This window comes from Sporomusa sp. 246TCP1, assembly GCF_057319775.1.
The window spans coordinates 2,816,023-2,836,269 of sequence record NZ_CM170492.1; the positions used below are offsets into that span (position 1 = coordinate 2,816,023).

Consider the following 20,247-nt stretch of genomic DNA (forward strand, 5'->3'; position numbering starts at 1 on the left):
TTACTTCATAATTATATCCAGCAATAGAAAAAATGTCAGTATCCACGGTTACAAAACAAAGAAGGTTGTGGTATTCTTGCAAGAAAATTTATACAAATTTCTTTCGGAATCACCCATGTTTTCCGGTATTTCTTCCGATGCACTAACCATAATGTTTGCCTGTCTTAAACCAAAAATCATAAATTATTCCGCGAAATCTTACATCATTGCTCAAGGCGATAACATAACTGATATGGGGCTACTAATCAACGGCACAGCATCTATAATTAAAGAAAACCTGCTAGGAAAGCGCATGCTAATAAAAGTGCTGAAAAAAGGGGAAGACTTCGGTCTAAGAGCTATCTTTTCCAGGAAAACAATTTGGCCAATTTCAATAATTGCAGAAAAAAGCTGTACCGTAATATTTTTGCCACGTGATAAACTTGTCAATAAATGCGAAAATTCTTGTTTAAATCGTGAAAAGATATTGCAAAACATCATAACTCGTATGGCAACAAAAGACTTTCGTCTACATCGCAAACTGGATTATATTGCAATCAAAGGTTTACGAAAAAAAATCTGCATGTATTTTCTGGAACAGTATAAAATCACAGGTAAAAATACTTTTACACTGCCGCTAAACCGCAATAATTTGGCTGACTATTTGTATGTTTCCCGCCCCGCTATGTCCAGAGAAATCGGTCGCATGAGAGATGAAGGTATTATCGACTGTCATCGCTCATCTGTCACTCTCCACAACGTAGATTTATTAAAACTGATCTTAGAAGAAACTTAATCACCTATCCGTAGGCAGCGCTTTCAAGACGCACTAAGCAACCCCTACGTCAAAAGGGGCTGTGAGAAAACTTATTTCTAAGTTTTTTCACAGCCCTACTTTTATATCAAATTAACATCTCTCCTACAATCACTAACGTTTTCCCTGCTCAAAGGGTTCCCCGGACGCACGCGGAGGTTGTGTTGTTTTAGAAAATAAAACAAGTACAATCAGCGTTACAATATACGGGAATGTTTTAAGTACTAAGCCCGGTATATGCGCCAAAGCTGGAATAGCCTGTGCAGATGTCGCTATCGTACTGGCAAAACCGAAAAAAAAGGTAGCCCCTAAAATACCAAGCGGTTTCCATTGTCCGAAAATCAGTGCCGCCAAAGCTAAAAAACCTAAACCAAATACTGTGCCATTAAACTCACCTGAATAGGTTGTCAGGACAATAGCACCACCCAACCCGGCACAGGCACCTGATATAATGACCGCCAGATAACGTATCAACTGCACATTAATCCCTGCCGAATCAACGGCCTGCGGATGTTCCCCACAAGCTCTAAGACGCAGTCCAAAAACAGTCTTATATAAGACAAAATAAGTTACTGTCAATATAAACAGCGTAAGCCAGGTTGTCGCGTAGGTATTGGTGAATAACAATTTTCCGATCAGTGGCACATCACTAAGTACCGGTATATCAAACCGGGTAAATGGGCTAATCTGGATGTTGCCGCTGCCTGTCATATTACGGGCAATAAACACAGTAAGCGCACCGGCAATCATATTGACAGCCGTTCCACTAATTACCTGATTAGCCTGTAAACTAATGCTGGCAAACGCATGCAACAGGGAAAAAAGCGCGCCCGCCAGCACTGCCGCCAAAAGCCCCAGCCAGAGAGCCTGACTATGCATAACCGGCTGCAAAACTGAGATTGTGATAGCTGCAGTAAAAGAACCGATAACCATTAAGCCTTCCAGCCCAATATTAACCACCCCACTGCGCTCACAATATAAACCGCCAATCGCAGTAATAAGCAAAGGAATGGCAAACGCAATTGCATAAGGTGAAATCTGCTGCAAAACCTGCCACAAATTAAGCCCCTCCTTTTTGCCTTTTTAGAAGCTTATCAATACCTTTTTCAATAAGAACACTTGTAGCCGCAAAGTAGATAATTGTGGCAATAATAGTGTCGGCAATTTCCGGTGGTATACTGGTCATAGCATTCATAAAACCTTTGCCGGAATATAACAAACCGAAAAATAATGCGGCTCCCAAGACTCCCCACGGTGAATTAGCCCCTAATAAAGCTACAGCAATACCATCAATTCCCTGTGACGGCAATATCCCGATTTGAAGGTTGGTAGTATAACCACAGTATAGTGTCATACCGCCCAAGCCGGCCAGAGCCCCGGCAATCACCATCGAAAGAATAATACTGCGGCCAGCGTTAATACCCGCATATTCCGCTGCATAGCGATTGAACCCCACAGCCTTTAACTCAAACCCGAGTGTTGTACGTTGCAATACGAATACACTAAGCAACACGGCGGCAATTGCCAAAAAAATCCCCAAGTTAATATACGAGCCGTTAAATAACTGTGAAAGCCAGTCTGTACGTAGTGAAGCTGCCTGCGGGATATTCCGGGATTCTGTTTCAAATGAGCCTTTGAAGTAGGCTGGCACAAGATAGTATACCAACCAGTAGGCTATCCAGTTAAGCATTATCGTAGAAACCACTTCATGGACATTAAACCTGGCTTTAAACCAGCCTGTTATTGCCCCCCATAAACCGCCGCATACCATTGCCGTCAATACCATGGCTGTTAGCAGCAGCGGCTTGGGAATATCCACTGTCAACCCCACAGCAATAGCACAAAAGCCGCCGATTAACATCTGACCGGCTGCACCAATATTAAAAAGACCGGTTTTAAACCCGAAAGCCACTGATAACCCGGTAAAAATCAGGGGTACAGCCGTTGCAATTGTGTTCCCAACCCGTTCCAAGCTCATTAATCCGCCACGAAATAAAAGCTCATAGCCAGTTACCGGATCATGACCGGTTAAAAACATAAAAATGGCTCCAGCTAACAAGCCTAACAGGATGGTCATCAGCAGAATAAGAGCCTCTTTTTGACTTTGACAATTTATTTTTGTCAAGAGTCTGCCTCCTTTCGCATACCAGCCATCATCATGCCGAGGTCATTTTCATTTGTGGCATCAGCCTGGACTAACCCAATCAATTCGCCCTGACTAATAACCGCAATACGATCTGAAAGATTCAAAATCTCCTCCAGTTCCAAGGATACCAACAACACCGCATAGCCGGCATCCCGCTGCGCAATTAACCGTCTATGAATATACTCAATCGAGCCAATATCAAGACCTCTTGTCGGCTGTACGGCAATCAGAACCTTAGGATTAAGACTTATTTCCCGTCCAATGATGGCTTTTTGCTGATTACCGCCTGACAACAACCTGGCGATCGTAACAGAGCCTTGTGCGGCACGAACATCAAAATACTGCATAATCTCTTTTGCGTAATGCCGCACAGCAGGGCGGTTTAACACATAGTTTTTGGAAAACGGCGGCCGGTCATAAACTTCAAGCACCAGATTATCTTCCAGACTATAGTCAAGCACCAGGCCCCGTTTCCGGCGGTCTTCCGGCACATGTGCCAGTCCGGCATCAATCCGCTCTTTAATGGTTAAGGAAGAAATATCATTGCCTTGTAATAGAATTTGGCCTGTCTGAATCTTTCTTAAACCAGTTATAGCCTCGACTAGTTCTGCTTGCCCATTGCCGTCTATACCGGCAATACCGAGAATTTCACCGGCATGTATACAAAAAGATATTTCTTTAATTGCCGGCCTCTTGCTCTGGTTAAGTACTGTCAATTCCTTGATTTCCAGTAGCACTGCCCCCGGAGAGTATTCCTCTTTTTCCACTTTTAAAAAGACCGGCCGCCCGACCATCATCTCCGCCATCTCTTCTTTACTGCAGGAAGCTACATCTACCGTACCAATACATCGTCCCCGTCTTATCACTGTACAACGATCAGCTACCGCTTTAATTTCCTTTAGCTTGTGAGTAATGAGAATAATAGCCTTTCCCTCTGCGGCAAGGTTTTTCATAATCTCAATAAGATCGGCAATTTCTTGTGGCGTAAGAACAGCTGTCGGTTCATCAAAAATCAGGATTTCTGCATCACGATACAACATTTTTAAAATTTCTACCCGTTGCTGCATGCCTACAGAAATATCCTCAATTTTCGCATCCGGATCGACATTCAGCCCATAACGTTCAGATAACGCTTTTATCTGACGGCTTGCAAATTTGGTGTTGACAATGCCAAGCCGGCCAGGCTCGATTCCCAAAACAATGTTTTCCGTGACAGTAAAGTTATGAACCAATTGAAAATGCTGATGAACCATGCCAATTCCCAAATCATTGGCAACCTTCGGATTAGTAATCCGGACTTCCTGTCCGTGCAGCCGTATTCTGCCACTATCTGGCTGATATAATCCGAACAAAATATTCATCAATGTAGATTTTCCTGCGCCATTTTCCCCCAATATTGCATGTATTTCACCGCGCCGAACGGCTAACGTAATATCATCATTGGCGACAATCCCAATAAACTCTTTACGAATGCCCTGCATTTCTACGACGTACTCCACGCCTGATAACCTCCCCCTATCCAAGACTTGGCTTATGCCAAGTCCTTTAGGACGCTGACCGAAACCGTAGTCGTCCAATCCAGAGAAAATTAACCTTTCCCTCTGGATAAAAGTAGGTCCGGATAAGAGAGTTGCTTGTATAACTACATTCTCTCCCCAATCCGGACCTATTCTTGCTTAATACATTCAGGTGAATTTGGGGTTAAGCATCTATTACGGCATAAAACTTTAACGCAATAACCCTTCACCTTTATCAGCAACCGTTATTTTACCTTCTTTCATGCTTTCAACAATTTCTTTAATCTTACTTGTAACCTCTTCCTTGAGATTTGGGTTGTTAGCCGGAATGCCAATACCATCATTTTTTACATTAAAAGTAAGTGCCTTGCCGCCGGGGAAATTTCCTTCCTTTACACTCTTCACCATATCATAAGCTGCCTGATTAACACACTTCATCGCCGAAGTCAAGATAACTGATTTTGTCTTACCTTCATCATAATAACCTTGTGCATATTGATCTACATCGACGCCAATGACCCAAACTGATTGTCCGCCTTTTGTCCGTGCTACCGCTTCATTAATTACGCCAATACCGACACTGCCGGCTGCGGCAAAGATGACATTGACACCTCGATCATACATCTGCGCAGCCAGTTGTTGGCCTGCCGCAACATCATGAAACGTGCCTTGATAAATAAAGTTTTCGGTTTTTACGCTAATTTGAGTACCTAAATTGGCATTAGCGTATTTTATACCTTGCTGAAAACCCCAATTGAAACGCTGCACAGATGGAAACTCCATACCGCCAATAAAACCAAATTCACCGGTCTTAATCTGTAAAGCAGCCGCCACACCTGCCAGAAAACCCGCTTCATGTTCGGCGAAGTTAATAGCTACTGTATTCTGCTCAACTTTAACCTTACTGTAATCGTTGCCCGGATGCGGAACTCCATCCAAAATCACGAATTTGGTATCCGGATACTTTTCTTGCGCTGCATAAATTGAATTCTCAAACTTAAATCCGGGGGTAAAAATTAGCCTGTAACCCGCATCATGGAAATTGGCAATCTCTTTATCATAATCGGCTGTTGTCGTACCGGACGGGCGCAAATATTTGGGCTTAAAATTGAAATCCGTTCCTGCCTTGACAAGGCCTTCCCATGTTGCTTGATTAAATGACCTGTCATCAATTGTGCCGGCATCTGTACTCATCCCCACCATAAGACTCCCTGCATTCGGAATTTTAGTCTCTTGTATACCGGAACAACCGACAAACAAAATTGACAAACCAAGAATCAAAAAAAATAACCACAGCCTTCTACTGTACATGTCTTATTCCCCCTTGTATCTATCAGCTATAAATATTTCTCCATCCGCACAATGTATCCTGCTAGACTGGCTACGTTTCCCATAAAAGTTTCACCGTCAACTCTCGCTGTTTGGTTTCAACCTCTACTCAAACATCCAACACTGCCACTTGCCTTACGGGCAATAAAAAACACCTACAAGTAAGTAGGTGTTTTAACCAACCAGCAATTTCCTAATCCCCCAGGCCGTTGCAAAGTACCAGCTTTAAGAACCATGAATTGTCTGAAGGACCTGAGCGACCTCATTACCAACCATGTCTGATAGCGTATCCACTACTGATGCAGTTTCCGTTCCATCCGGACGAGTAACCGATTTATCCACAATATAAGCGTTATCGGCCGTAGAATAAGCCTTTAAATCAAGAGCTACATCCAGTGGTCGAACAGATACCAAAACAATATAATTCACATGGCGCTCATTCCCGTATTTAGCCAATTCTTCGAGGGTAGCATCGGCTGCGCTATTGACGTTACAGCGGTTAAGATCCCGTAACACCTCATTTCCAGACTGTACTTCACTTCCTAAAAGCAAAACGTTTATCTTAAATCGAATTACTTCATTCAGCGCCTTATTTAGGATATCAACCCCCGGAATATAGTGACCGGACGTGTCGATAAAGAGAGCGACAGCTGCAGTCGCGTTACTATCGGCAGCAGCAGAAGCAGGACTGGTAGTTGAACTTATGATAACCAGTGCCAATAAAAAAACCATCAAAACCCTTTTCATTAGACTAACACCTCATTTGGTTAGATATTGTATTGCTCTTGCGTGACTATTACATCATAGCGCAAATTTGTCAAATATACAAAATAATTTAGAGCAATTCTCCTATTTGAGATTTTGAAAAAACATTGACAATTGAATGTTAATATACTAACATTCAATTGTTAGTATATTAACATTCAAGAGATTATACGTACTGAAAGGAAGGATAATCATGATTTGTACTAAATGTAACAACGAAATCCCCGAGGGAGAACAATGTCTGCATCAGGGTAAAATGCTCTGTGAGGATTGTTATCTTGAAATGTTGGAACCCCCGCGTACGTGTGATGTTGCCGCCGTATATGGTGCTAAATTGGCCCGTAAAATGGCAGGCCAAGAAGGAAGCGACGGATTAACTGAACTACAAAAAAACATCTACAATTACATTAAAGAAGCAGGTTCAGTTACTGCCGAGCAAATTATGAACAAATTTAATTTATCGAAGTTACAGTTGGAAAGAAACTTTGCCGTATTAAGACATTGCGAACTTGCTCATGGTTTTATTGAAAATGGTAAAAAAATGATTAAAATTTGGGGAGAAGATACCCTGGGTAAAATGAATATTGATTGAAGAAGAAAGGCAATGGCACTAATCGGCCTGTAGTACCGCCACCCCCTGCCTTAAAGAAATTATGCCCCCATAAGGTGCTGGTACTCCGGCAACTTCCGCAACTCCCACCCGGCCTTTGCCGGAAAAAGCGTTCCGTAGGAGAAAAGCCGGGCGGTATTCCGTTAAAAAATCCGTACTGTTTGAGCGTAGCGAGTTTACGGATTTTAGGAATATCGCCCGGCTTTTCAGCTTTTGGACGCTTTGGGCCTAGACCTTTTGTTACTTATGGGGCAATGCCAAAAGTAACACCCCGCTCCTTGTATTCCATTGACTCAACGTAAGACAAAGGACCGCGTTAGCGGTTTTTCTTATGGCCGTCCCGGTGGTCCCACGTTATTAGATTGTTTTATTTCCAGGAAATATTTTCCACGTGATTTGCTAGCTTTAGTAATAAAACTCTTCTCCGGAACAGCGGCTACGGTCGCTGTTCTAAATTGCATTTATATCCCTTAACTTATTTATAAGCAATTATAAACCAATCACTTCACCTCTAGCATAAACTATATACTGAAAACCACATACCCAATATCAACTATGTCAGGAAGAGGTGAAATTCAGGATGGTTCCCCTAAATACAGTGGACACAACACGTATTCCTTATGATACGGCAATTGAGTTGTCGGTTGCTGTATCCCGCATGCAGTGGCCTAAGCCTGCTATGAGCTCAGCCCCCAAGGTAATAATACTAGTACCTGCTGAGCAATTTCCTTATGCCTTTGCTGCTGCTAGTTTGGTGCATGACCCCATTATGGGCAATTTATTGTTTACGCCCCTAGACGAACTTGCGGCCCTTACCCGCGAAGAAATTAAACGTCTGGACCCTCCGGGCGCTGACTCTGCTCCCTCAATCATTGCAATTGGCCCGTTTGAGGCACAAGTCATTCGCGAAATTGAGAGTATGGGCTATGATGTGTTACACATTATGGGAAAAAGCATCTTTACTAGTGCTGTCAAAGTAGCTAAATTGCGGGAACAAATACCACCCGAATCACCAGATGGCCCAGTATGCTTGTTTGTCGTGTCTGCCGATAACCCTTACGAAAGTGTATTAGCTACCTACTATTCAACACATTCGGGGGTGCCCATTCTGTTTACACATAAAGACCGGCTCCCTCGCTCAACAGCTGCAGTCTTACAAGATATGGCTGAAAAAAACGTTTACATTATTGGCGGCAGACATTCAGTGTCAGATAGTGTTTCCCGGGAAATCAGCACTATCGTAGAACCGCCAGTGCGGCGCATAGCAGGCGCTGACCCCTTTGAAACGTCAGTTGAATTCTCTCAATACCATGACCCTGTTACAAACCTTGGTTGGAACAGGAATCACAAGGGATTAGGCGATGCCTTCACGTTCGCTAACTTGAATCGCTGGGATTTGATTGTAGCTGCGTCAAGCTTTGCTCATCAGGGAAAACATACTCCGCTCCTGCTTATCAAAGATGATGTAGCTCCCCCAGCAATATTTAATTACCTTCAATACCTTAAACCACCTTTACGTATGCCGCCTATGCCACCGTTTATGCACGGGTTTATTCTTGGTACTCGAAGGATTATTAACCATACTACCCAAGCAGATATTGAGGAAGCACTTAAAATTAATGAACAATCAGATACTAGCCACGAGGAAATAGGTCCATCCACAGAATAAAGGTAGGTATATAATCCCGGCAACCCCCGCAACTCCCGTAACCCCCCGGCCTTTGCCGGAAAAAGCGTTCCGCAGAAGAAAAGCCGGGCGGTATTCCGTTAAAAAATCCGTACTGTTTGAGCGTAGCGAGTTTACGGATTTTAGGAATATCGCCCGGCTTTTCAGCTTTTGGACGCTTTGGGCCTAGACCTTTTGTTACTTTTGGGGATGCCAAAAGTAACACCCCTCTCCTTGTATTCTTTAGCTTAACCGTGCGCAATTTTCGGTAATAAATCAAGTTGATTTTGATAATTACTGCCTAATAGCCTTTTTTCAAGACGGTTTATAAATATTAATTGTTCTCGCTCTATTTTCCTCTTTGCTTCTGCTATCGAAAAAAAGTCGATCTTATCAATTTCGGGAAATAGACAAACCTGACCCGATTGGGGAGGCCATTCTAACTGGAACGCATTACTTTGCACTGGCTTAGATACATCCCAATCTCCCTCAAATGCCCAAATATGTAGAATTCTTTTATACTTTCCCGGAGCGCTACCAAGATAAATTGAATAAGTTAAATCCGGATTGATACCAGTTTCTTCAATAAACTCCCGCACTGCACCTTCAACAATTGTTTCACCAATCTCAAGATGCCCCTTGGGAATCCCCCAATATCGGTCATCTTTATTTTCAAAATATGGTCCACCCGGATGCGCTAACAGTAACTCTAATCGTCCAGTATTTATCCGATACAACAGTAAGCCAGCGCTTACATTATGGTGCACTAGATTCACTCCCCTCGAACCTGTATCGAAATAAGATAAGACTGGGCTTGTGCCAAGTCTTTTAGGACGCCGACAGAAGTCTTCGTCGCTCTATCCAGAGAAAGTTATTCTTTCCCTCTGGATAACAAAAGTCTACTAATATAATATCATGTGGCTATGAGAGTCGCGTTAATTCAGTATTAATTTTTAATTAATTTGAATGAAATATATCTATCTGTATTATCACAGGCCTTCCTAAGTTACGCTATTTTGAACAATGAACTTTGCTATACAATTACCTCCACCAGCAATGCTAATTGCAAACGTACATACTCAAAATATTGTGCTGGAAAAAAAAACTTACTCTTCCATACTTATAAATAAAATCCCTTCTAAAGTAACAAACTAACGTTAGCAACCTAAAGGAGGGTATATTCCAGATGCCTAATGAAACCTTAATTAAAAGCCAAGATGCTACCAACCGCGGAGACGTTGAATCAGTTCTCAATAAAGGTGACGCCAGTGGTACAAATAATCCGGACCAACATTTTGATATTCACAAAAACGCGAAAAAATACTACGACATTGAAAAAGCACCTTCATCTATGCCTGAAGTGCATAAATGGCAGCGCGAACATATTAAGGTTCACGACCAGAGCAAAGATGGGTTTCCCCTCAACATTATCATTGACCCGGCTATACGTGAAATGTATCAGCACGTACACGCCCAAGGTTTAACCAACGTATTTGACCGTTTTGAACAGCAAGAAAAAATCCGCTGCAATTTTTGTTCTTCTGGTCTATCCTGCCAACTATGTGCCAACGGCCCCTGCCGCATTAGTCCCAAAGCGCCTCGTGGCAACTGTGGTGTTGATGCCGATGTTATGGTATCCAGGAATTTTGTCTATCGTCATGTCACCATCGGTACATCCGCAAATATATTCCACGCCCAGCAAGCCGCCCGTACCCTGAAAGCAGCTGCCGAAAAACCAGATAGCGGCCTAAAAATCCGCGACAAGCAAAAACTTTTAAAATATGCTGAAATGGCAGGTTTAAATAGCCATGAGGATGCTAATAAAGTAGCTGTTAATTTTGCTAATTGGGTGCTTGCAGATATGGGTAAACCCTACTGGGAAGAATCAGCTATGGTTCAAGCCTTTGCACCACCCAAGCGTCAAGAGTTGTGGCGCAAACTTGGTATTTACCCCGGTGGTGGCTTCAGTGAAATCGGATTAGCCCAAACCAAATGCATGACCAACCTTAATGCCGACCCTGTAGATTTTCTACTAACGTCTGTCCGTCTGGGGGTAATCAATGAATATCAGGGTCTCTTTGCACTTGATATTCTGCAAGAGATCCTTATGGGAACTCAAAAAATTCGCGCTGCCAAGCAGAATATGGGGCTCCTTAAACAAGATATGGTTAATATTATTACCAACGGCCATATGCCATTGACGGCCCATGTGGTTATTGAACTAGCTTCTACGCCGGAATGGCAGGAGAAAGCAAAAAAAGCAGGTGCCAGTGGCATGCAGATACTGGGCCATGTCTGTGAGGGTCAACAGTTGCTAAATTACAAGGATACGGGAGAAATGAGTGCCTATGGTGGTCAGGAAGGCGAATGGTTATCTGAAGAATACCTGTTTGCCACAGGTGCAGTTGATCTCTTTATGTTTGATTATAACTGTACCATTCCGACCTTGCCGCTCTACGCAGAACGCTTTGGCACTAAAATGGTTAGCACCCATGAGGTTATTCGCATGCCAGGCACTGAAGTTGTCGAATTTAAGCCTGAGGAAATGAAAAAACAGGCCGAAAAGATTCTCGAAATGGCAATAGAAGCCTATGCCAAGCGTAAAGCCGAAAACCGGGAGATATACATCCCGCCCCATATATCTGAAGGTTGTGTAATTGGTTTTAGCACCGAATCAGTGAAAGAAGCACTTGGCGGCACCTGGAAACCACTTATTGATGCAATTGCCGCCGGTAAGATACGCGGTATCGCAACTATTGTTGGCTGCACTACCGCCCGCTATGGTCAAGGCGGCAGTAATATCTTCCGTATTACCAAAGGCTTAATCGAAAAAGACATACTAGTATTGTCAGGCGGTTGTACTTCTGCAGTCATGCAATATTCCGGGTTAACCAATCCACAAGCTGCCGATGAATGCGGACCTGGTCTCAAAGAAATCTGCAAAGCACTGGGTATCCCACCGGTTCTTTCCTACGGAGCTTGTGTCGACATTGGAAAGATGACCCAAACAGCTAAAGAACTTGCCGACGCTCTAGATGTTGACACCAATAAATTGCCACTTGTTATTGGCGCTCCCGAATATCTTGAACAAAAAGCTGTTGCTGATGCTTGCACAGCTATCGCACTCGGCTGGCTGGTGCATGTAGCTCCCGTACCATCAGTTACTGGCAGCGATCTTGTAGTCAAAACATTAACCGAAACGACTGAAACCCTGGGACTTGGCAAACTTACAGTAGAAACTAATGCTGATAAGACTGTACAAATATATATTGACCATATTGAGAAAAAACGCAAAGAATTAGGGTTACACTAAGTACAACGTAGTTCAACAACTACACACTACCAGCTTGTACAACAACCGGGCAATCCCCCAAGGAGATTGCCCGGTCTTTTAAAATTTTTTTCTGATCGTGGCCGTGTATGATGTTTTCACTATTTGATTCGAAGCAGATTATAGGCTTTAGCTGAAGTATCGGCAATAAAATTACTGGCATAGGGAGCAGCGCGTTGAGTAGTTGTGTAAACACTAATGAGTATCAGATCACGGCCGTCATCAACAATACCTACGTCACATTGCACTCCCGGAAGTTCACCTACTTTATGCAACACTTTAGCCTTTTGCATATAGCGTGGAATTTCTTCTTTGAAAATAGTCTTACCCAGTTCTTCTTTTAGGATAGCAGAGAATTCTTTTCCCAGATAGGTCTCATTATAAATTGTTTCAATAACCACAGCCATTTCAGATGGAGTTGTTACACTGTGATAGCCGTATTGGGAAAATGCCTCCCGACTATGTATTCTGGTATGGACAAGTTTAAGATCTGTCAATACGCGCGTAAGTGCGTCTGGTTTTTTTCGTTCAATATCATCTAACAATTGATAAAAAGCGGGATTGTCACTGATTACCATCATTTGCTTAATGTTGCTGTCATAACGTTTTTTTTCGTTTGTTGTAGCCTCTGAATATAAGTATTTGTAAATGGCAAGCGCAACTACAATTTTGTGAGTTGACGCAGTGGGAAAGATGGTATCCTGATTAAACCCAAAAGCCTGACCTGTTTTTAAGTTCTTTGTGTACAAACCTGCCTTACCCTCAAATTGCTCTAAGCTGCGCTGAAGCTGTCCCGACAAGTCAGTCTGTGACTGCACACGATCAGTGACAGGAGGTGCCGCCGCTTCTGGTTTTGCCTGCGGGGTGTTGTTGCTGCTGCCACAGGCAACTAAAGTAAAGGAGAGCATGATTAGTAAAAATGTAGTTGTTAATCTTAGCATACTAAAATCACCCCAATTTTAGTATGCTACTTGGAACGAATGTCTATCCTGGCAATTATAGATAGTAAAACGTTAAAAGCTAAATGCAGCCAGCACAAGTACTGGCTGCATTAGTGAGCAACTGCGTAGCATTTGCCTGCTGCGCTTAGTAAGACAAAGTTATTCACCTATACCGGATTTTAACGATTCAGCTGCTGCTTCTTTTTTGGGGATTGCCAACACAGAGATAGTGCCCAGAATCGCGAAAGAAGCTAAGAAATACATACCGGCGTTGGTCGAACCAGTTGCGTCTTTCAGGAAGCCGACCATATAAGGCCCGAAAAAACCACCTAAATTGCCAAACGAGTTAATAATCGCAATACCGACAGCAGCGGTAGCTTCCGACAGATACAAATTCGGCAATGTCCAGAACGTGCCAACAAACGAGTAGATGGCGGCCTGGCTTACGCACAGTAGCAACATTGAGACCATCAAATTATCTGTCATGGTTAAACTAATCAAGCTAAAAAAGGCTATTCCTATTGGTAAAGCAGTATGATACCGGCGTTCTTGTGCGGCATCAGAACGTTTAGCGACATAAACCATAGCAATTATAGCAAACATATAGGGAATAGTGGATATCAAACCAATATTTGACAAGCTCATAGCTTTAGCCAGATTTTTCAATATCTGCGGCATCCACATTCCAAGACCATAGAGAGCAAGTACATAGCACAGGTAACAGAAGGCTAAGTGCCACACCCGGCCATTCTTAAATACTTCCCATTTACTAGCGACCTTGACCTTTAATTGTTTGGCTACATGCTCACGTTCCAGTTCTGCAATAAGCCACTGTTTTTCCTCAGCATTCAAGAACTTTGCCTGGTCAGGTCTGTCCACCATAACAAAGAGTGTAACAATACCGAGGATAATGGCAGGCAATCCTTCCAAGATAAACATCCAGCGCCAGCCAGCCAGCCCCATCCAAACCACGTTTTCCATAATCCACGATGATATTGGACCAACAACGATATTCGCCAACGCCATCCCGCACATAAACAGTGACATGGTTTTGGCAAAATGCTTCGTCGGGAACCAAAACGTAAAATATAAGACAATACAAGGATAAAAACCAGCTTCAGCGGCGCCAAGCAAGGCCCGCAGGATCGCAACATGGGTAACATTTTGGGCAAATGCCAGAACAACCGTTACTAGTCCCCAACTAACAAGAATCCTGGCAATCCATTTCCTAGCACCTACTTTATGCATAATAACATTACTAGGGACTTCGAAAAAGAAATATGTTATAAAGAAGATACCGGCCAACATACCAAACGTACTGGCGCCAATCCCCAAATCCTTATTCATTTGCAAAGCAGCAAAACCAATATTAACCCGGTCTAACATAGCCACAATGTACAAAAGCATAACATACGGTACAAGTTTCCACCGTATTTTACTCATTAGCTGATGCTCGCGTTCTTCAGTGAAATTTATCGTTGCCAATTAACTACACCTCCTAAAAAATTTCAACTACTACTCTTTCTCAGCATAGACCCTAACATAACTGTCACCTATCCTTTTTTAAAAACCTCCTTTCACCAAACTTACAGTTTTCGATCAAACAGAACTTATGCTGTTCGATATTATCAAACACTGTTTGTATTCGTCTTTAATCATACTTTATCCTAACTACCACTTAATTGTCAATATATTTTTTTAATATTCACATTTGTAATAATTTTGGCAATATTTAACGATTTTGGGACCGCGCCTACAAAAAAATTCTCCTAAACCAAAGTTGGTTTAGGAGAATTTAAAGTGCAATTCAAATTTATGCTGAATAGGCTTCTTTTTTCTTTTTCTTCCAATGTAATTTAGCCACAATCCACTCTACAACCACAAATAATACCGGGATAAGAAAGATGCCAAAAGCCGTAGCGATCGTCATACCGCCAACAACCGCAGTACCCATCGCCTTTCTTGCGCCAGCACCGGCACCGCTAGCCATCGCCAGCGGCAGACAGCCAATAATAAAGGCAAAAGAAGTCATCAGAATCGGGCGCAGACGTAGTGCCGCAGCTTCGATAGCAGCTTTGACCGGGTCCATCCCCTTATCCACCCTGACTTTTGCAAATTCGACGATCAAAATTGCATTTTTAGCGGCTAAACCGATTAGCATAATCACTCCAATCTGCATATAAACACTGTTTTGCAGATTCATAGCAAACTGAGACAATAATGCCCCGAAAATACCGGTTGGTACGGAAAGCATGACAGCATAAGGAACGCTCCAGCTCTCATACAGTGCCGCCAGACATAAAAAGGCAAATACCAAGGCCATTGCCAAAATTTGCATGGTTTTGCTGCCTGCCTTTTTTTCCTCCCGGCTTTGCCCTGACCATTCCACGCTAAAACCGGAAGGCAGCGTTTCTTTAGCCAATTTTTCCATAGCAGCGAGAGCCTGCCCGGAACTATAGCCTGCTCCTACAGAGCCGTTGATCTGAATGCTGCGCGCCGCATTGAAACGAGTAATAATGGACGGCCCTGTAGTCAACTTAGGTTTTAATAAAGTATCTAATGGAATCATAGAACCATTTGAGGAACGGACATAGATAAACCGCGTCATGTCCGCTTCATTGCGAAACATTGTATCTGCTTGCATAACCACTTTATAGGTACGGTTAAACATGTTGAAATCATTCACCTGGGTACCGCCAAAATTGACTTGTAAAGCCGTGAATACATCATTTAACGCGATACCAAGATTTTTTACCTTTTCTCTGTCAACTTCGAACTCATAGCCGGGAGAATCACTTTTATACGTAGAGTATACTGCAGTCACTTCCGGCATTTGATTGGCAGCAAGCACAAATTTCTTCGTCATCGCATCCAGTTCTTCCTTGCTATGGCCGGACATATCCTGCAATATCATAGTAAAACCGCCGACCATGCCCAGACCTGGCAAAGAAGGAATGTTAAAGGCCATAATAGATGCTTCCGGATACAGACCCGCTTTGCTATAAACCTGAGTAATGAGAGAATCAATCTGGGTAGCGGGATCCTTTCGCCTACTCCACGGTTCGAGTCCAACAAAGAGGACGGAAGCGTTGGGTTTGACACCATTTGACAACATATCATAACCGTCAACTGAAATAACCTGATTGACACCTGGCAGTACTTTGATTTCTTCTACCAGTCGTCCGGTCACTGCCTGTGTTCTGTTCATACTTGCACCTTCCGGCAGATTAACAACCGTCGCAAAGAACCCTTGATCTTCATCTGGTACAAATGTCGTCGGGACAACTTTGTATAAGTACACCGTTCCCACTAAGATGATTAATAAGAAAATACAACCATATTTTGCCCTGGAGATTAATGATTTCACCGTTTCACTATAAGCGCTAGTGATTCGGTCAAACCAGTCATTAAAATTGCCAAAAAACCGGCCCAAAACACTGCTTTTTACCTGTTCTTTATGTGGTTCTAATAACAAAGCACACAGTGCCGGGGTCAGCGACAAGGCGACTACCGCAGATAAAGCCATCGACACCGCAATCGTCAAGGCAAACTGGCGGTAGAGAACGCCCACCATACCGCCGATGAAAGCAACCGGAATAAATACGGCGGCCAATACAAAAGCAATGGCAATAACCGGCCCCGATACTTCGTCCATTGCTCGTTTCGTGGCCTCCACAGGTGTCAGTTTACTATAGCGAATGTGATGTTCGACCGCTTCAATAACGACGATAGCATCATCAACAACCAGGCCGATTGCCAACACCATTGCAAACAGCGTTAATGTGTTGATTGAAAAACCAAGAACAATAAAGGCACCAAACGTACCAATTAACGATACGGGAACGGCCAGCATCGGGATCAGGGTCGCCCGCCAGCTTTGCAGAAAAACAAATACAATGATCATAACGAGGGCCATCGCTTCAAGGAAGGTTTTAACTACCTCTGTCACAGATTCTGAAATATAATCCGTATTATCAAAAACAGATATGTATTTCATATCCGGTGGAAAATTCACTGCCGCCGCTGCCACGGCCTGTTTTACACCTTGGATGGTATTCATTGCATTGGCATCGCTGGTAAGTTGAATACCAACCGCAACCGCATTGGCCCCATCCTGTTTTGTTGTATAATTCAATTCTTTCCCAGCATTCTCGATTCGCGCAATATCTTTCAGATAAACAAAGGAGCCATTCGGCTGAGCCTTCACAATGATATTTTCAAAGTCGGCGATACTCGTTAAACGCCCCCGGACTTTAGCAGTATACTGAAACTCCTGCTTTTTAGGTACAGGCATAGCGCCGATTGTACCGGCCGGCGCCTGAACATTTTGTTCCTTGACGGCCTCAATTACGTCGGCAACCGTTAACCCCAGTTCCGCCATGCGATCCGGATTGATCCAAATGCGCCGGGAAAACTCCGACCCAAAAACCATGACATCACCGACGCCATTGACCCGCTTAATAGCATCCCTTAAATAAACATTGAAGTAATTAGTTAAAAATGTATTATCATAAGTGCCCTTGGGTGAAAAGAAGCTCAGCATCGTAGCCATGTCAGACGATGCTTTTTTGGTGGTAATACCAGCTGCGGTTACTTCTGCCGGTAAAGTAGCATTAGCTTGCGCGACACTGTTCTGTACCTTAACGGCAGCGATATCACCATCGACTCCGAGATCAAAGACCACTTCCAGATTATAGGCACCTGAATCATCAGAATTTGAACTCATATAGTTCATACCCTGTACACCGTTAATCTGCTCTTCCAAAACCTGGGCTACTGTCTGATTGACCACTTCGGCGTTCGCCCCGGTATAGGTTGCCGATACCGATACAGTTGGCGGCTGAATCTGTGGATACTGGGCGATGGGAAGACTCAGTCCGGCAATCGTTCCTGCTATTACAATCATAATCGCAATAACAATTGCAAAAATTGGACGCTCTATAAAAAATCTTGCCATAATTGTTCACACCTCCTATGAGTTAACCGATAACTCCAACTCTTCCGGAGTAACGATTGTCACATCAAGCGCCACTCCTTCCTTAACCTTTGTCAGTCCTTCTACCACCACGGTGTCATTTACTGTCAACCCTTCTTTTACAAGGTAATAACTGCCCACCTTTTCCCCCAGAATCACCGGACGGGGCTCCGCTTGATTCTCAGCATTGACAATCATGACCAGCGATTTATCCAAAACCTGCTGTACAGCCCGCTGTGGAACCAGCACTGCATCCTTTATTGGCACGCCGGCGATCTTAACTCTAGCAAACATGCCTGGGATTAAAATCTCATCCGGATTGGCAAAAGAAGCTTTTAACGTCAGGGTTCCGCTATTATTGGCCAAGCTTCTGTCCGCCTGTGTTACTTTGCCCTTTAACGGATACACTTCACCATTACTTAATGTAATCATGACATCCTCACCCCAGTTGTGGCTGGCAATATTGTTTTGCGAAACCTGCCGCAAGCTAAGGTATTCATTTTCGCTCATACTAAACTGTACAAACACCGGATCAAGAGTGCCAACCGTGACTAGCGTGGTACTCCCTGCCTGCACATAAGTTCCCACGCCGACATCATTTACATCAATGCGTCCATCTACTGGTGAAACAACCAAAGTACTGTTTACATCATCCTGAGCCTTTTTTACTAGTGCTTGATAAGAAGCCACGACCGCTTCATTCTGACGTTCGGTCGCTTTTTGAGTAGTCAAACGCTGTTCTGGAATGGCTGCCGCATTCAGCAGGCTTTGATATCGTTCCGTATCAATCCGTGAATTTTCCAAATTAGCCTCGGCTTGTACCAGTTGCGCTTGAGTAGAAAGCAATGTGCTTTCATATTGAATGCTGTCGATGCGAAACAATGGTTGACCCTTTTTAACGATATCACCGCCGGAAACCATTTTCTCAACAATATTACCTGACACACGCGCCTGAATTTTCACTTCATTTTTCCCCTGTACCTGTCCTGCATATTCACTAGCTCTCGTTACCTCCTGCTGGATAACCTTTACGGCTTTAACCGGCACTTCTTTTTCCTGCATCGTCATCCTCGTGCCGCCACATCCTATAATGATCAAACAAATCAGTATAGCACTCAATCCTACACAGTAACTCTTCCTGAATTTTGCTGAAGACACAATTTTCCAACCTCCCTATTTGTTAATGACATTGCCGCATTGCTTTGCTACACCCCAAATTATACCTGCGGGCAACTCAATGGACTCCTAAAATTGACAATTTTGGAGCTATTAAACTATAATAGACTATACAGTAACTGTATAGTCAAGAGGAGATTTTATATCATGTATGATTTTTTACAAAAAAAATTTACTACCGGTCAATTTGCCGCTCTGTACGGCATTAACAAGCGCACCTTGATGTATTATGACAGCATTGATTTGTTTAAACCGGCTATTGTGAAAAAAAACGGCTATCGCTATTATACCTATGGACAAAGCGATCTTTTCGACGTAATTCAACTGCTGCGCAAACTTCGTCTTCCATTGGAAGAGATCAAAAACCATTTGACGCATTGCACTCCACAAAAAACACGAACATTGCTGAATAATCAAAGTCACCTGCTGGAGCAAGAAATTGCCGAGCTTGTATGGCTGCAAAAGGTTGTACAAAATAAGCTTCGCAGCCTGGAAGATAACCTGGAAATCGATTATTCAAAAATCGAAATTATTGAATCCAAAGCGCAAGCAATCGTAGTCAGCGAACCGATTTCCGAAGTATCTCTGGAACAATCAATAAAAGCTATGCTGAAATTTATGCATAACTGCTATCATACCCGGACCTATAATGGATACCCTCTTGGCTATATGATGGATGCCAAAAAAGTGCAACAGGGAAATTTCAGCCAATTAACCAATTGCTTTTACCGTATTGATAAGAAAAACAACGTAGCTATGAATTGGACGTATAAGCCTGCCGGCCATTACCTTGTTGGTTATTACCGAGGACCCTGGACGGAGATGGACCCAACCTTTCAACAACTTGTGGACTATGCAAATAATCACAGGCTTACATTCCTTGGACACGCCTATCTGGAAAGTATCCTGGATGATACTATGGCAGCCATTGAAGATCCCTACTATTGCGAAGCTAAAATTTCAATTTTATTGAAGTGACCATATTTATCCTTGACATT

General features: G+C 43.1%; 15 protein-coding genes. 5 read left to right on the forward strand and 10 right to left on the reverse strand.

Annotation, left to right across the window (positions count from 1 at the left end):
* Window positions 1-76: 76 nt before the first annotated feature.
* Window positions 77-775, forward strand: a complete 699-nt coding sequence (locus AC1ECB_RS13070; protein ID WP_485669090.1) for a Crp/Fnr family transcriptional regulator — start codon at window positions 77-79, stop codon at window positions 773-775.
* 132 nt (window positions 776-907) lie between these two features.
* Here the strand turns inward: AC1ECB_RS13070 and AC1ECB_RS13075 are convergent, their stop codons facing one another.
* The 5 genes from AC1ECB_RS13075 to AC1ECB_RS13095 all read right to left on the reverse strand — a co-directional run bounded on the left by AC1ECB_RS13075 (window position 908) and on the right by AC1ECB_RS13095 (window position 6,532).
* On the reverse strand, window positions 908-1,852 hold the full coding sequence (locus AC1ECB_RS13075; RefSeq protein WP_485669091.1) for an ABC transporter permease: 945 nt from the start codon (window positions 1,850-1,852) through the stop codon (window positions 908-910).
* A gap of 1 nt (window position 1,853) precedes the next feature.
* Window positions 1,854-2,918, reverse strand: coding sequence for an ABC transporter permease (locus AC1ECB_RS13080; protein ID WP_485669092.1), 1,065 nt, complete (start codon window positions 2,916-2,918; stop codon window positions 1,854-1,856).
* Complete coding sequence (locus tag AC1ECB_RS13085; protein WP_485669093.1) at window positions 2,915-4,438, reverse strand: ABC transporter ATP-binding protein; 1,524 nt, start codon at window positions 4,436-4,438, stop codon at window positions 2,915-2,917. Before AC1ECB_RS13085 ends, AC1ECB_RS13080 begins: the two co-directional genes overlap by 4 nt.
* A gap of 228 nt (window positions 4,439-4,666) precedes the next feature.
* Entirely contained in the window at window positions 4,667-5,767 is a 1,101-nt protein-coding gene (locus AC1ECB_RS13090) for a BMP family lipoprotein (RefSeq protein WP_485669094.1), read from the reverse strand.
* A gap of 243 nt (window positions 5,768-6,010) precedes the next feature.
* Window positions 6,011-6,532 carry a hypothetical protein gene (locus AC1ECB_RS13095; RefSeq protein WP_485669095.1) on the reverse strand — a complete coding sequence of 174 codons (522 nt, stop codon included), beginning with the start codon at window positions 6,530-6,532 and terminating at the stop codon, window positions 6,011-6,013.
* A gap of 211 nt (window positions 6,533-6,743) precedes the next feature.
* On the opposite strand from AC1ECB_RS13095, the gene AC1ECB_RS13100 reads away from it, so the two are divergent.
* Together AC1ECB_RS13100 and AC1ECB_RS13105 are read left to right on the forward strand one after the other, a co-directional pair.
* Entirely contained in the window at window positions 6,744-7,142 is a 399-nt protein-coding gene (locus tag AC1ECB_RS13100) for a hypothetical protein (protein WP_485669096.1), read from the forward strand.
* 598 nt (window positions 7,143-7,740) lie between these two features.
* Entirely contained in the window at window positions 7,741-8,829 is a 1,089-nt protein-coding gene (locus AC1ECB_RS13105) for a cell wall-binding repeat-containing protein (RefSeq protein ID WP_485669097.1), read from the forward strand.
* A gap of 245 nt (window positions 8,830-9,074) precedes the next feature.
* Here the strand turns inward: AC1ECB_RS13105 and AC1ECB_RS13110 are convergent, their stop codons facing one another.
* Entirely contained in the window at window positions 9,075-9,593 is a 519-nt protein-coding gene (locus AC1ECB_RS13110) for an NUDIX domain-containing protein (RefSeq protein ID WP_485669098.1), read from the reverse strand.
* 419 nt (window positions 9,594-10,012) lie between these two features.
* Between AC1ECB_RS13110 and cooS the strand changes: the two genes are divergently transcribed.
* The gene (gene cooS, locus AC1ECB_RS13115) at window positions 10,013-12,139 is read left to right on the forward strand and encodes an anaerobic carbon-monoxide dehydrogenase catalytic subunit (RefSeq protein ID WP_485669099.1); all 2,127 of its coding nucleotides are present in this window, start codon (window positions 10,013-10,015) and stop codon (window positions 12,137-12,139) included.
* Between the two features lie 119 nt (window positions 12,140-12,258).
* Here the strand turns inward: cooS and AC1ECB_RS13120 are convergent, their stop codons facing one another.
* The 4 genes from AC1ECB_RS13120 to AC1ECB_RS13135 form a co-directional block, all read right to left on the reverse strand.
* Window positions 12,259-13,098, reverse strand: a complete 840-nt coding sequence (locus tag AC1ECB_RS13120) for a serine hydrolase (protein ID WP_485669100.1) — start codon at window positions 13,096-13,098, stop codon at window positions 12,259-12,261.
* A gap of 159 nt (window positions 13,099-13,257) precedes the next feature.
* Complete coding sequence (locus tag AC1ECB_RS13125; RefSeq protein ID WP_485669101.1) at window positions 13,258-14,583, reverse strand: MFS transporter; 1,326 nt, start codon at window positions 14,581-14,583, stop codon at window positions 13,258-13,260.
* Between the two features lie 328 nt (window positions 14,584-14,911).
* Window positions 14,912-18,055 carry an efflux RND transporter permease subunit gene (locus AC1ECB_RS13130; RefSeq protein WP_485669102.1) on the reverse strand — a complete coding sequence of 1,048 codons (3,144 nt, stop codon included), beginning with the start codon at window positions 18,053-18,055 and terminating at the stop codon, window positions 14,912-14,914.
* 15 nt (window positions 18,056-18,070) lie between these two features.
* Entirely contained in the window at window positions 18,071-19,141 is a 1,071-nt protein-coding gene (locus tag AC1ECB_RS13135) for an efflux RND transporter periplasmic adaptor subunit (protein WP_485669103.1), read from the reverse strand.
* Between the two features lie 255 nt (window positions 19,142-19,396).
* On the opposite strand from AC1ECB_RS13135, the gene AC1ECB_RS13140 reads away from it, so the two are divergent.
* Window positions 19,397-20,227 (forward strand): MerR family transcriptional regulator, encoded by an 831-nt coding sequence (locus tag AC1ECB_RS13140; RefSeq protein WP_485669104.1) that lies wholly within the window; start codon window positions 19,397-19,399, stop codon window positions 20,225-20,227.
* Window positions 20,228-20,247: the final 20 nt, after the last annotated feature.

What these genes read in the sequence shown, in the direction of transcription:
- cooS (WP_485669099.1), top strand. Translation starts at nt 10,013, where the DNA reads ATGCCTAATGAAACCTTAATTAAAAGCCAAGATGCTACCAACCGCGGA.
- AC1ECB_RS13095 (WP_485669095.1), bottom strand. Translation starts at nt 6,532, where the DNA reads ATGAAAAGGGTTTTGATGGTTTTTTTATTGGCACTGGTTATCATAAGT.
- AC1ECB_RS13105 (WP_485669097.1), top strand. Translation starts at nt 7,741, where the DNA reads ATGGTTCCCCTAAATACAGTGGACACAACACGTATTCCTTATGATACG.
- AC1ECB_RS13090 (WP_485669094.1), bottom strand. Translation starts at nt 5,767, where the DNA reads ATGTACAGTAGAAGGCTGTGGTTATTTTTTTTGATTCTTGGTTTGTCA.
- AC1ECB_RS13130 (WP_485669102.1), bottom strand. Translation starts at nt 18,055, where the DNA reads ATGGCAAGATTTTTTATAGAGCGTCCAATTTTTGCAATTGTTATTGCG.
- AC1ECB_RS13100 (WP_485669096.1), top strand. Translation starts at nt 6,744, where the DNA reads ATGATTTGTACTAAATGTAACAACGAAATCCCCGAGGGAGAACAATGT.
- AC1ECB_RS13140 (WP_485669104.1), top strand. Translation starts at nt 19,397, where the DNA reads ATGTATGATTTTTTACAAAAAAAATTTACTACCGGTCAATTTGCCGCT.
- AC1ECB_RS13135 (WP_485669103.1), bottom strand. Translation starts at nt 19,141, where the DNA reads ATGACGATGCAGGAAAAAGAAGTGCCGGTTAAAGCCGTAAAGGTTATC.
- AC1ECB_RS13120 (WP_485669100.1), bottom strand. Translation starts at nt 13,098, where the DNA reads ATGCTAAGATTAACAACTACATTTTTACTAATCATGCTCTCCTTTACT.